This window comes from Bradyrhizobium sp. 164 (genome assembly GCF_023073715.1).
Classification (GTDB): Bacteria; Pseudomonadota; Alphaproteobacteria; order Rhizobiales; family Xanthobacteraceae; genus Bradyrhizobium.
This window is the reverse complement of sequence record NZ_JADPKA010000110.1, coordinates 184,065-196,638: the sequence shown is the minus strand read 5'-3', so window position 1 is coordinate 196,638 and position 12,574 is coordinate 184,065. Positions and strand designations below refer to the sequence as shown.

Annotated in this window: 13 protein-coding genes; 6 read left to right on the top strand and 7 right to left on the bottom strand. The window is 65.9% G+C overall.

Translation table 11 applies throughout. The features are described 5' to 3' along the window. Positions 1-248: 248 nt before the first annotated feature. Both IVB01_RS33785 and IVB01_RS33780 read right to left on the bottom strand, forming a co-directional pair. The gene (locus tag IVB01_RS33785) at positions 249-1,160 is read right to left on the bottom strand and encodes a hypothetical protein (protein ID WP_247277531.1); all 912 of its coding nucleotides are present in this window, start codon (positions 1,158-1,160) and stop codon (positions 249-251) included. Between the two features lie 258 nt (positions 1,161-1,418). Beyond that, a complete protein-coding gene (locus tag IVB01_RS33780) occupies positions 1,419-1,838 on the bottom strand; it encodes a nuclear transport factor 2 family protein (protein WP_247277530.1) in 420 nt (139 codons plus the stop codon). A 321-nt stretch (positions 1,839-2,159) separates the two neighbouring features. On the opposite strand from IVB01_RS33780, the gene IVB01_RS33775 reads away from it, so the two are divergent. Continuing rightward, positions 2,160-2,546, top strand: coding sequence for a hypothetical protein (locus IVB01_RS33775; RefSeq protein ID WP_247277529.1), 387 nt, complete (start codon positions 2,160-2,162; stop codon positions 2,544-2,546). 85 nt (positions 2,547-2,631) lie between these two features. Here the strand turns inward: IVB01_RS33775 and uvrB are convergent, their stop codons facing one another. From uvrB to IVB01_RS33755, 4 genes are all read right to left on the bottom strand, one after another. Further along, complete coding sequence (uvrB, locus tag IVB01_RS33770; protein ID WP_247277528.1) at positions 2,632-5,610, bottom strand: excinuclease ABC subunit UvrB; 2,979 nt, start codon at positions 5,608-5,610, stop codon at positions 2,632-2,634. A gap of 92 nt (positions 5,611-5,702) precedes the next feature. Further along, entirely contained in the window at positions 5,703-5,930 is a 228-nt protein-coding gene (locus IVB01_RS33765) for a hypothetical protein (protein WP_247277527.1), read from the bottom strand. A 47-nt stretch (positions 5,931-5,977) separates the two neighbouring features. Further along, on the bottom strand, positions 5,978-6,202 hold the full coding sequence (locus IVB01_RS33760; protein WP_247277526.1) for a hypothetical protein: 225 nt from the start codon (positions 6,200-6,202) through the stop codon (positions 5,978-5,980). Between the two features lie 104 nt (positions 6,203-6,306). Then, positions 6,307-7,221: a LysR substrate-binding domain-containing protein gene (locus IVB01_RS33755; protein WP_247277525.1), complete on the bottom strand. Its 915-nt coding sequence runs from the start codon at positions 7,219-7,221 to the stop codon at positions 6,307-6,309. A 194-nt stretch (positions 7,222-7,415) separates the two neighbouring features. On the opposite strand from IVB01_RS33755, the gene IVB01_RS33750 reads away from it, so the two are divergent. The 3 genes from IVB01_RS33750 (at position 7,416) to IVB01_RS33740 (ending at position 9,277) form a co-directional block, all read left to right on the top strand. Further along, positions 7,416-8,195, top strand: coding sequence for a sulfite exporter TauE/SafE family protein (locus IVB01_RS33750; RefSeq protein ID WP_247448716.1), 780 nt, complete (start codon positions 7,416-7,418; stop codon positions 8,193-8,195). After that, positions 8,192-8,422, top strand: a complete 231-nt coding sequence (locus tag IVB01_RS33745) for a hypothetical protein (protein WP_247277523.1) — start codon at positions 8,192-8,194, stop codon at positions 8,420-8,422. The genes IVB01_RS33750 and IVB01_RS33745 overlap by 4 nt, the downstream gene beginning before the upstream one ends. A 156-nt stretch (positions 8,423-8,578) precedes the next feature. Further along, a complete protein-coding gene (locus IVB01_RS33740; RefSeq protein WP_247495204.1) occupies positions 8,579-9,277 on the top strand; it encodes a glutathione S-transferase family protein in 699 nt (232 codons plus the stop codon). A 162-nt stretch (positions 9,278-9,439) separates the two neighbouring features. On the opposite strand, the gene IVB01_RS33735 is transcribed toward IVB01_RS33740, so the two are convergent. Beyond that, positions 9,440-9,637: a cysteine-rich CWC family protein gene (locus IVB01_RS33735; protein ID WP_247277521.1), complete on the bottom strand. Its 198-nt coding sequence runs from the start codon at positions 9,635-9,637 to the stop codon at positions 9,440-9,442. Positions 9,638-9,751: 114 nt separating this feature from the next. On the opposite strand from IVB01_RS33735, the gene IVB01_RS33730 reads away from it, so the two are divergent. Both IVB01_RS33730 and IVB01_RS33725 read left to right on the top strand, forming a co-directional pair. Next, on the top strand, positions 9,752-11,308 hold the full coding sequence (locus tag IVB01_RS33730) for a DUF1800 family protein (RefSeq protein WP_247277520.1): 1,557 nt from the start codon (positions 9,752-9,754) through the stop codon (positions 11,306-11,308). After that, positions 11,305-12,528 carry a DUF1501 domain-containing protein gene (locus tag IVB01_RS33725; protein ID WP_247277519.1) on the top strand — a complete coding sequence of 408 codons (1,224 nt, stop codon included), beginning with the start codon at positions 11,305-11,307 and terminating at the stop codon, positions 12,526-12,528. Before IVB01_RS33730 ends, IVB01_RS33725 begins: the two co-directional genes overlap by 4 nt. The last annotated feature ends 46 nt before the right edge of the window (positions 12,529-12,574 follow it).

Sequence of the window (12,574 nt, the reverse complement as noted above, 5' to 3'; positions counted from 1 at the left end):
GGCGTCCGATTTTGACCGCAAATGGGCCGAGATGCGGCAAGGGCGGACCATTCGGGGGTTTTGCCGTGGCGTATGGTTAGGAGAATGTGAATAGGGAACCGCGACGGCAAGCCATCCCCTCATGGTGAGGAGCGCGCCCTTCGCGCGGGTCTCGAACCATGCAGGCCCCGCTGTAGCAGCGAGCCCTCGATCCTTCGAGACGCGCTCCTTCGGAGCGCCCTCAGGATGAGGGGAAGTGGCGGCTCGCCCTACCAGCTCTTCTTGAAACCGGCCGTCAGGCTCTTGTTGATCGCGCCTTGCGAGGTCTCGCCGACCGAGCCTGAGACGGTGACATTGTCGAACAGCTTTTGCTCGGCACCGAACTTGCGCAGCCATTTGTCGTCGGTGGTCGACAGCGTCTGGCCGGCGGTAATGCTGGTGCCGGTGTCGGTGAGGGTGATCTTGGCGGTCTGATCGGTCTCGTAATTTCGCATGACGTGGCCGCCGATGCCGGGGACGGCGGTCGTGCCCTGCTGGTTGACGCTGTAGCCGTTCTGGAGCGTCAGCGAGGTGTCGCCCGACAGCGGCACCGACTTGGTCAACGAGGCGCCGATCTTGCTGTGTTCGGTGCCGGGATCGACCCGGGCTTCCACCGCGGTCTTGTCCCAGATCGAGCCCGCGCCCGGCGCTGTCGCCGCCGCCCAGGCGCTGCCGGAGGATTGCGGTAGGCTGCCGCCATTGGCGGCCTTCTGCGCCAGCAACTCGGACATCGTCCGCGGCTCGCTCGTCACCGTCATGTCGGCGCCGATCCGCGTGTCCCAGAACGAGAACACCGATTGCTTCACCGTCACCGCCGAGGAGCCGTTTGCATTTGGATTCGACGACCAGGCCAGGCCGTCCTTGGCCGCGGTCTGGGCGCGCTTCTTGGCGGCCATGGGGTCAATGCCGGTGCCGGCATCGACCGCGAGCTGGCTCCAGTCGAGCTTGTCGACGTCGATGCCTTTGAGCACGTCGGGGTCATTGACGTCGGGGGCCTGCGCCGCCTCGGTCTCGGCCTCATCGTCAGGCGCGATCGTCGCGGATGGAATGATCTGTGCCGAGACCGTCAGCACGGAGCCCAGAATGAATGCGGCCGCCAGCAACGGCAGCCTGGTCCGGCCAAACCCTGTCGAGAATTCCATCGTCCTGCCCGCGAACCCCAGCGCACGCTTTCCAACAATATATATCGGCCTTCGGCCGTGCGCCATTCCGCGCGACAGATGCTGATCCATCGTCACGAAATTGTGGCGGCTCGCCTCGCATAACGAACCAACGGGCCGCGCGAAAGGCGCGCGCCCGACGACGAGCTGTGACACGACCGCATCCGGCGGGGCTGGAAGCCAGGGCGTCATGTGAGCGTCGTCATCGGTCCCGAACAGCGGGACCCGTTGGCGTCCCCCTCAGCCGGCGCGGCTCATCTTCGGCAGATGAATGGCGCGGCCGAGTGCCTGCTCGACCAGGTCGAACGTATCGATCAGTACCCGCATGCTGGTGAGCTTTCCCGCCCTGAACTGGGCGAACTGCTTGTTGGAATCGAGCGCCGTCAGCGAATAGCGCAGCATCGAGGCGGCTGAATCAACGCCGAGCATGATGCTCTCGCGGTCGAAGCGGCGAACGTGGAAATTGTCGGCGAGCTGGCGGATGACGTCGAGCACGGCGTCCTTGCCCTGGCGCGCGCCAAGGAACGGAAACATGTCGATCGGGCCGTACAGGGCCCACTCGACGTCCTCGTCGATCAGGGCCTCGATATCCCTGAACTGCCGGTCGTTGATCGCGCCATGCAACGCGCGCGAGAAACGCCAGAGGCTGTGCTCTGTCATTTGGGCTGTCCTGAAGCTGGCTGCAAAAAAAACGGAAAACAACCCCATGCACAGTAAGGTGCCGGGGCTCAGCTCGTTCGTGTACAAATAACTACGGGATTTCGGCCAAAACGCAATTCACGTTTTCGCAATGCACCATTGAATGCGATTTGTGAGATTTGCAATAGAGTCCCGCAATTTCCCGGTGCTTGCCGGTTAGATTCCTCGGATCGCGGACGCCCCCTTCAGCGGACAACAGCGGGGAAGGGCCGCGTGACCCGTCTCACATCACCTCTCCACCATCGCGCCTAACGTCATCCCATGTCATCAGGGAGACGTGTCATGGCCGCCATCGCCACCGTCAGAAAGTCCCGCCTGCACAACGCGGTCGAAGGGCTCGCGCTGACCGCGACGCTGCAGAGCTTCCCGACCTTCGCCGCCGCCGCTTTCCTGCTCAAACTCGTCGGCGACCACGACCTCGTCGGCGACCCCGGCGTCGCCATCTTCGTCGCTGTCGCCTCGCTCGCCCACGCGCTGCTCGCGGTGACCTTCGGCCCGAGCTTCCCGGCCTTTTTCAAGACCGTCTACGAGCCAAAATTCTTCGAGGCCCATCTGACGCTCGCCGGCAAGATCACGGCATGGCGCACCCAGCCGGTCGCCTCGCTCCAGCTCGTGACCATCGTGCTGCTGCTGTCGGTAATGGCGGTGGTGACGGCGAGCGTCGGGTGAGGAGCGGGCTATCCCTCTCGTCATTCCGGGGCCCGCAAACCGGCGAGCCCGGAATCCACTGCGATCAGCGGCGCGGATGCGCCGCCTACCTCTTCTTCCACCCGCCCCGTCGCCCCGGCATCCCGCCTGTCGATTTCGGCGCCGGCCCGAACTCCGGTCCCGACTGCCGCGAGTCGGTTGGCTGGATGATCCGGCTGGTGCTGCCGAACGGCTTTGACGGCAGGCTCGGGCTTTCGCGATAGGGCAGCGATTCCGGGCCGTGCATCTCGTCGAGATGCGGCTTGTGCACGCGGGAGCCTTTGCCGCTGCCGGCCTTGAGCGCCGTTACGGCGCTCTTGTTCTTCATGGCACTGACCGGCAAGTTCGCAGCATCGCCGTACTTCTTCGTGCCCGCATAAGCGCCGGCCTTGCCCTGCACGGTGCGCTGCTTCGCGGTAGGGTCGTCGACCACGGCGAGCTCGGTGGCGCGCAGGCGCTTGACTTCGTCGCGCAGACGCGCGGCTTCCTCGAAGTTCAAATCGGCGGCGGCCTCGCGCATCCTTGTTTCGAGATCGGCAAGCACGGCTTCGAAGTTGTGGCCGATCGAGATGACGTCATCGGTCATGTCGTGGCCGCCAACCTCGACCAGCACGTGGTCGCGCTCGTAGACGGAGTTGAGGATGTCGCCGATCTGCTTCTTCACGCTCTCCGGCGTGATGCCGTTGGCAGTATTGTACTCGACCTGTTTTTCGCGGCGGCGGTTGGTCTCGGCGATGGCACGCTCCATCGAACCGGTCATCTGGTCGGCGTAGAGGATCACCTTGCCGTCGACATTGCGCGCGGCGCGGCCGATGGTCTGGATCAGCGAGGTCTCGCTGCGCAGAAAACCTTCCTTGTCGGCGTCGAGAATCGCGACCAGCGCGCATTCGGGGATGTCGAGGCCTTCGCGCAAGAGGTTGATGCCGACCAGCGCGTCGAACGCACCGAGGCGGAGATCCCGGATGATCTCGATGCGCTCGATGGTGTCGATGTCGGAATGCATGTAGCGGACTCGGATGCCCTGCTCGTGCAGATATTCGGTGAGGTCCTCCGCCATGCGCTTGGTCAGCACGGTGATCAGCGAGCGATAGCCGGCCTGCGCGGTGGCGCGGACCTCGCCGACGAGATCGTCCACTTGCGTGCGGGCGGGGCGGATGTCGACGGGAGGATCGATCAGACCTGTGGGGCGGATCACCTGCTCGACGAACACGCCGCCGCTCTCGTTCAGCTCCCAGCCGCCCGGCGTCGCCGACACCGCGATGGTCTGCGGCCGCATCATGTCCCACTCCTCGAAGCGCAAGGGGCGGTTGTCCATGCAGGAGGGCAGGCGGAAGCCGTATTCGGCCAGCGTCGCCTTGCGACGGAAGTCGCCGCGGAACATGGCGCCGATCTGCGGGATGGTGACGTGGCTCTCGTCGGCGAAGATCAGCGCGTTGTCGGGCACGTATTCGAACAGCGTCGGCGGCGGCTCGCCGGGGCGGCGCCCAGTGAGATAGCGCGAATAGTTCTCGATGCCGGCGCAGCTTCCGGTCGCCTCCATCATCTCGAGGTCGAAGGTGGTGCGCTGCTCCAGCCGCTGCGCTTCGAGCAGGCGGCCCTGATCGTGGAGCTGGTCGAGCCGTTGCTTCAATTCTGATTTGATCGACTTGATCGCCTGCACCAGCGTCGGCCGCGGCGTCACATAGTGCGAGTTGGCATACATCTTGATGAACTCGAGCTCGTCCTGCTTGTGGCCGGTGAGCGGATCGAACTCCTCGATGCTCTCGATGGTGTCGCCGAACAGGTTCACGCGCCAGGCGCGGTCCTCATAGTGCGCGGGGAAGATGTCGATGACGTCGCCGCGGACACGGAAGGTGCCGCGGGTGAAATCGGCCTGGGTGCGCTTGTACTGGAGCGCGACGAGATCGGCGATGAGCTGGCGCTGGTCGATGCGCTCGCCCTTCTTCAGCGCGAAGGTCATCGCGGTGTAGGTCTCGACCGACCCGATACCGTAGATGCAGGACACCGAGGCGACGATGATGACGTCGTCGCGTTCGAGCAGCGCGCGCGTCGCTGAGTGGCGCATGCGGTCGATCTGCTCGTTGATCGAGGAATCCTTCTCGATATAGGTGTCGGTGCGTGGGACGTAGGCTTCCGGCTGGTAATAGTCGTAGTAGCTGACGAAGTACTCGACCGCGTTGTCAGGGAAGAAATTCTTGAACTCGCCATAGAGCTGGGCGGCGAGGGTCTTGTTCGGGGCCAGGATCAGGGCGGGGCGCTGCGTCGCCTCGATCACTTTGGCCATGGTGTAGGTCTTGCCCGAGCCGGTGACGCCCAGCAGCACCTGCGAACGGTCGTTGCGATTGATGCCCTCGACCAGCTCGGCGATCGCAGTCGGCTGGTCGCCCTTGGGCTCATAGGCCGACTTGATCTCGAAGCGCACGCCGCCCTCGGACTTTTCCGGGCGCGGTGGCCGGTGCGGCGTCCAAATCCGCATCGAGCCGTCGTCCTTGCGGAATTCCGGGCGGCCCTCGCGGATCAGCGATTCCAACGCATCCGCGGTGGCCTTGACGCCCAGCGCCTCCATTTTTGAGCGCGGCGGCCGCGCCAGCGCCTCGGCATCGTCTTCTTCTGTTGGCAGCCCGAGCTGCCGCGCCAGTTCCGGATCGAGTGTCGGGATCGTGGCCGAGGTTCCGTAATTGGCCTGCGGCGCCTCGTCGAAGCCTTCGGTGGGTGCGCGCGCTCCAGCCGGCTGCGGATTGGTACGCAGCGGCATCGGCTTTGTAATGTTCTTGGCCGTATCCTGCGGAAACTCCTTCGGCGTCGAGGCGCGCGCGCGATGCGCGGCGGCCTCGCCCCCGGCACGGCGATCGCGCGAATTGTCCGGCGGCGGCTGGAGCCCGGTGCCCGATCCCAGGCCCGCATCGCCGCGATTGATCGCAGGATTGAGCAGTTCGGCCAGCGCCGGCCCGATCGGCTGCACATCGGGGCGATGCGCCTTCGAGTTCGGAGCCTTGGTCTTCGGGGATTTGCCAGATTTTTCGGAGGATGCAGGTTTCTTCGCCATAGGGCGAATATGGGACGAGTCCGCCTCTCAGGAAAGAGCGAATGCCCGCCGCTATGCAGCCTGCTGACAGCAGGTTGGCAGCAGGCTTGGCGTCACCCCGCCGGCAGCGGCCCCTCGTCATCCTCAGCCGCGATATTCGGCTCAAGGATGTCTAGATGGATGCCGCCGCAATCGGTGCAGCGCATGGTCCAGTACTCGCATCCAGCGCGACCGCCGATCACACGGAGCACCATGAGATCGCCGTCGCATTCCGGGTAGTTGGACAGCACGGCGCGCGCATAGATCCGCGGCCGCACTGAGCCGATTTCGGTGATAGACATGACCGGTTCCCCCTTGCGGCGCCCCGCCGCTGGTCCGCCCGCGGACGCTATTCGTCGTCGCTGTCGGCCCGGCGGCGGAAGCGATCGATGTGTTGCTTGGCATCGGCAATCGCGGCGTCGCGGTCGGGCCAGGCGAGGCCGACTTCCATGGCGGGAAACAGCACGCCGTCGATTGCAAGCGGGCTGAAATCGGAGCGCCGGATGCGGGCGTGCCACAGTCCTTTTCCAGCTTCGAAGGATTCGATGTCAAAGCCGTCGTAGAGGGTCGTCATTCTTGTCGGTCCCACGTTTTTTTGTCAGAGGGTCAGGGGACCACATTTGCGAATCCCGGGATGTGAAGCCGTTCACAAGCCGCGAGGCTTTTTTGCCGAGCGCGTCAGTTCCGCGCCGCAGCACGACCGAGTCGCCGCGCCGGACGCGCCGGTTCCGACGCCGCGCGCATGATCCAGCGGCGAAACGCGGCGAAGTCGCGTTGCTCGGTCTGGAAGCTGCGATAGAGCAGGTACCAGCGCATGCCTTTGGGCACCGAGAGATCGAACGGCGCCACCAGCCGTCCGGCGGCGAGATCGTCGTCAATATAGGGTCGAATGCCCATGGCAACGCCGAGTCCGTCCGCGGCGGCCTGCAGCGCCTGACCGTAGAACTGGAACTCGGGCCCGCGCGCGTTGATGCGCGCCAGGTTCGCGGCCTTGAGCCAGAGCGGCCAGTCCTCCGGCGAATGCGCGACGCGGATCAGGCTCGGTCCCCTGAGATCCGCCGGCCGCTTCAGGCCGCTCGCAAGGCGCGGCACGCAGACCGGCGTGAGGTCGCCCGCGAACAGCGGCTCGGCGACGAGGCCGGGCCAGTCGCCGGTGCCGAGCTTGATGCCGCAGCTCCAGTCCTCGCCGAACGGCACCGAGGCGCCGCCGGTGGTGAAGCGCACCTCGATGTCGGGCTCCTCGCTGCGAAACTCCGACAGGCGCGGGATCAGCCAGCGCATCGCAAAGGTGTGGCCGACGCCGATGGTGAGCACGCGCACGCTGGAGGGCGCCGTCACCTGCGCGGTGAGGCGCGCCAGCGCATCGAAGATCGGCGTCAGCCCGCTTTGATAGGCGCGGCCGGCCTGCGTCAGCACGAGCTTGTTGGCCTTGCGCTCGAACAGCGCGAGGCCGAGGCGCTCCTCCAGCAGATGCACCATGCGGCTGACGGCAGCGGCCGACACGTTCAGCTCGAGCCCGGCCGCGGCAAAGCTGCCGGTCCGCGCCGCCGCCTCGAATGCCTTGATGCCGTTGAGAAACAGCAGCCGCCGCAAATGCCCGACCCTCAGGAAAGCTGATGCCAGGCCAAGATAACTCAGTTTGCACGTGGGGGGCAAGCGAGGCACAAGAACGAGTGTAATTCTAAGTTGATTTCGGGCAGCCGCAGCGCTCTTCGCTTCTCGCCGCAAGCGAGGCGAGGCAGCGCCAGCAGCCTGCGTCCCTTACCTATGTTGAGGAGAATCCTTTCGTGGCGCCCATCGTGATCGCTGCCCTTGGCATGCTGATGGTCGCCACCGCGTTCCTGTCCGGGCTGTTCGGCATGGCGGGCGGGCTGATCCTGATCGGCGTGTTGCTGGCATTGATGCCGCTGCCGGCGGCCATGGTGCTGCATGCGATCACGCAGATGGCCTCGAACGGCTGGCGTGCGTTTTTGTGGCGCGCGCATATCCGCTGGCGCCCGGTCGCGAACTATCTCGCCGGCTGCGCGGTCGCGCTCGCGGCCTGGTCGCTCACGCGCTACGTTCCGGACAAGCCGGTCGCGCTGCTGCTGCTCGGTATCACGCCGTTCATGGCGCGGCTGCTGCCGTCAAACATCAAGCCCAACCCCGACAGCGTCTGGCAGGGCTCGGTCTACGGCTCGATCTGCATGGGCTTGATGCTGATGACCGGCGTCTCCGGCCCGCTGCTCGACACCTTCTTCCTCGGCGGCGATTTCGGCCGGCGCGAGAAGGTGGCGACCAAGGCGATGTGCCAGCTGGTCAGCCATTTCACCAAGCTGGTCTATTTCGGCGGCATCATCGACCAGGCGGCGAGCCTCGATCCCGTCCTCGCCGGCGTCGCGATCGCAGCATCGATGCTCGGCACCACACTGGCGCGCCGCATCCTTGAAGCCATGACCGACCAGCAATTCGTAGCCTGGTCGAACAAGCTGATCACCACCATCGCCTGCTACTACATCGCCTATGGCGGCTGGCTCCTGCTGCGTACGGAGGTCGCGGTCGCCTTCGACAAGGGAGGTTTGCGATGAGCGAGACCGCCGATCCGCTGGTGCTGGATTTCGTCGAATGGGTCGCACGCGAGCCGCGCGCCTATGCCGAGGTGATCGCGACCTGGAAGACCTCGTGCCCGCGCCTTACCATCTGGGAAGACGCCACTGAGCGCGGCTATGTCGCGCGGAAGATGGTGCCGGGAATCGGGCTGATCATCGCAGTGACGGAAGGCGGCGAGAAGCTGCTGCGGACGAACCGGCGGTGATGCGCACTTCCGTCTCGACATCGCCATTGCGAGCGTAAGCGAAGCAATTCAGAATGTCTCTGCCGCGCAGCCTGGATTGCTTCGCGGAGCCTGTCATCGGGTCGCGCTTCGCGCGGCACCGTTGGCTCGCCATGACGGAGCAAGCGGAGGCCTCTCATGTCACTCAAACTCTACGAACTCGTCGGCACCGACGCAGCGCGCCCGTTCAGCCCGTATTGCTGGCGCACGCGGATGGCGCTCGCGCATAAGGAGCTGACGGCGGAATCGCTGCCCTGGCGCTTCACCGAGAAGAGCGCGCTTGCGCCGCATGGCTCCGAGAAAGTCCCGGTGCTGCTGCATCACGGCAAGCCCGTGGTCGATTCGTGGACCATCGCGAATTATCTCGAAGACAGTTTTCCGGATCGTGCATCGTTGTTCGGCGGCGAGGGCGGTCGCGCGATGGCGCGCATGATCAATACCTTCGGCGACATCGCCATCGTCGGCGGCATCTTTCCGTTGATCGTCGCCGACATCCCGAAGAACCTCGCCGAGGTCGACGCCGCCTATTTCCGCCAGTCGCGCGAGGCACGCTTCGGCGGCAAGTCGCTGGAACAGGTCATAGCCAGCCGCGACACCGGCGTGATCGCGTTCCGCAAGTCGCTGGAGGTGATGCGGCAGACATTGAAGAAGCAGCCCTATCTGGGCGGCGCCGCTCCCAACTACGCCGACTATATCGTGTTCGGCGGTTTTCAATGGGCGCGGGTGGTGAGCCCGTTCAAGCTTCTGGAAGCCGATGATCCGGTTTATGCGTGGCGGGAAAAATTGCTCGACGCGTTCGACGGCATGGCGCGCAGGTCGCCGGGATTCGCGGTGTAGGGTAGGCTCCCTCCATCGTCGTCCTGGCGACGCCAGGGCCCATCTCGCGTGATCTATCGATCGTTTGCGGTACGGTACCGAACGGGGAATTTTCGTGGCGTGCTCGCCGGGGTAATGGGTCCTCCCGGCTCACGACACGGAAAACGTGGTCGGCTCTCGTGCCTAACGAGCAGCACTCGCCGCCGCCTGCCGCAAACATGCCCGGCACAAACAATCCTCGCCCTCGACTGGCATTGGCAGTCTTGCCGTCTCCTCCGCGCACCAGCAGCTGCCCGAGAGGTCGCAGCCAAACTCGGCGCCGCAGCGGGAGCAGGCGAGGCGCCGGGATTCTGGCAACGCAGATTCTTGCTGATTTGTCATGATTTACGTCGAAGCTAGGCCGTCATTTTCATGTCGGGTTCATTGGCCGCTGCGGTATATTATGCCTTGCGCACGGACTCGGAAAGCGGCTCCCGGCGCGCGAAGGACAGACCGATGGCCCGTGATTCGCAAGCCGCCCTCGTTGCGCTCAACCGCTTCGGCTTCGGCGCCCGCGGCGGCGCGTCCGGCGATCTCATCGATGCCGCCTCCGACCCGCGCGGTTTCGTCAAGGCAGAGCTCGCGCGTCCCAATGGCGTGCTGCTGGAAGCGCCGGGTCTGCAATCGACGCCGCAGCTCGGGCAGGCGGTGTTCGCCTATCAGGACGAGGTCAAGCAGGCGCGCGAGGCCGCCAAGGCCACGGCGGCCGCTGAAACGCCGACACAAGCGTCTGCCGATCAGAAGCCCGCCCTGCGCCGCAATCTCTCGCTGAACGCAGCCGCAAGCGAGGTCGCCGGCCAGATGGCGGATGCGAGACCAGCGGACAACGCGGCGAAGCCGGAGGCCATGCAGCCCAGCCCCGGCGCGCCGCCCGCCGCAAAGCCCGCGCCGCAGCCGCTCAACGTCATCCAGAAGACATTTCGCGCCGAGGCGCTGGCGCGGTTGCAGCGGGCCACCCTCGTCGAGTGCGGCTTCACCGAGCGACTCGTCGTGTTCTGGTCCAACCATTTCTGCATCTCCGCGAGCAAGGGCGAGCTGGCGCGGATCTGGGCCGGCGCGTTCGAGCGCGAGGCGATCAGGCCGCACGTACTCGGGCGTTTCGCCGACATGCTCAAGGCGGTCGAGCAGCATCCGGCGATGCTGTTCTTTCTCGATAACCAGCAATCGCTCGGACCGGATTCGCGTGCGGGGCAAAACCGCAAGCGCGGGCTGAACGAGAATCTGGCGCGCGAGATCATGGAGCTGCATACGCTCAGCGTCGGCGGCGGCTACACGCAGGACGATGTCACCTCGCTCGCGCGCATCATCACGGGCTGGACCTTCGCCGGCCGCCAGGGGCAGCTGGGGGCGCCCGGCTCCTTCGTGTTCAACGTCAATGCGCATCAGCCGGGGCCGCAGATCCTGCTCGGCAAGACCTACGGCCAGGCGGGCCTCGCGCAAGGCGAGGCCGCGCTCGCCGACCTCGCGCGCCATCCCTCGACCGCGAATTTCATCGCCACCAAGTTCGTCCGCCACTTCGTTGCCGATGATCCGCCGCCGTCTCTCGTTGCGCGGTTGCGCGACATCTTCGTCAAGACCGATGGCGACCTCAAGGCGCTTGCCATGGCGCTGGTCGATTCCGACGAAGCGTGGAAAGCGCCGCTGACCAAGATGCGCTCGCCTTACGATTTCCTGGTCGCGAGCGGCCGGCTGCTCGCGCGCGTGCCGGAAGATCCGAGCCGTTATCTCAATGGCCTCAACCTGCTCGGGCAACCGCTATGGTCGCCGGCCGGGCCCAACGGCTTTCCCGACACCAATGCAGCCTGGGCCGCACCCGAGGGCATGAAGCTCAGGCTCGATATCGCGGCGCAAATCGGCTCGCGGCTCGGCAACACCATCGATCCGCTCGACCTGCTGGAATTCGCCGCAGCCGATGCGGCCTCCATCGAGACGCGACGAACCATCGAGCGCGCGGAGTCGCGGCAGCAGGCGCTGGCGCTGCTGCTGATGTCGCCGGAAATGCAGCGGAGATGACGATGATCGACTGCGTCGAGAACCGGCTCCTCGCCTCGCGCCGCGGGCTCCTGCTCGGCGGCGCCTCTTTCGCGGCCTGGGCCTACCTGCCGAAATTCGCACGCGGCGCCGACGGGCACGATCCGCGCCTGGTCGTGGTGATCCTGCGCGGCGCGCTCGACGGGCTTTCGACCGTTGCCCCGATCGGCGACCCCGATTACGCCGGCCTGCACGGCTCGATCGCGCTCACGGCTGACGGCGCACACCCCGCGACCATGCTCGATAGCTTCTTTGCGCTGCATCCCGCCATGCCGGAGTTCGCACGCATGTACCGCGACAAGCACGCCGCGGTGATCCACGCCGTTGCAACACCGTATCGCGATCGCTCGCATTTCGACGGCCAGGACGTGCTCGAAAGCGGCTATGCCGGCCCGGGCCGGGTGCAGTCCGGTTGGCTCAATCGCGCGCTGGAAGTGCTACCGCGCGGCGAGCGGGTATCGAGCGGCCTCGCTGTCGGCCCGACCACGCCGCTGGTGCTGCGCGGCAATGCGCCGACCGTCGGCTGGGCGCCGGTCGCGCTGCCGCAGGCCGACGACGACACTGCAATGCGCCTCGTCGAGCTCTACCGCCATCGCGATCCCGTGCTGGCGACGGCCTTGGCGCAAGGCCTTCAGCTCGACAAGGCCGCAAGCGGCGACGACATGAAGCCGAAGGGCGGCAACGCAGCCGCGCAGATGCGCCAGGTGGCGCACGGCGCGGCAAGATTGATGGCGGCCGACGATGGTCCGCGCATCGCGGCGCTCGCCTTCGACGGCTGGGACACACACGCCAATGAAGGCGGGCCTGTGGGGCGTCTCGCCTTCCTGCTCGGCGGCCTCGACGGCGCGCTCGCCGAATTCGAAAGCGGGCTCGGCGAACGCTGGCGCGACGCGGTGGTCGTCGTCGCCACCGAGTTCGGCCGCACCGCGCGCATCAACGGCACTGACGGCACCGATCACGGCACGGGAACGATGGCGCTGCTCGCCGGCGGCGCGGTGAAGGCCGGCCGCGTCATCGCCGATTGGCCCGGCCTCAAGCTTGCCAACCTCCACGAAGGGCGCGACCTCAAGCCGACTACCGATCTGCGCTCCGTGATCAAGGGCGTGCTGCAAGGACAATTTGGCCTGTCCGATCGCGTGCTGGCGGAGACGGTGTTTCCAGACAGCGCCGCCGCAAAGCCGATGAAGGGGCTGGTGGCGTAATAACAGCCCGTCATTTCCGGGGCGCGTAGCGCGAACCCGGAATCGC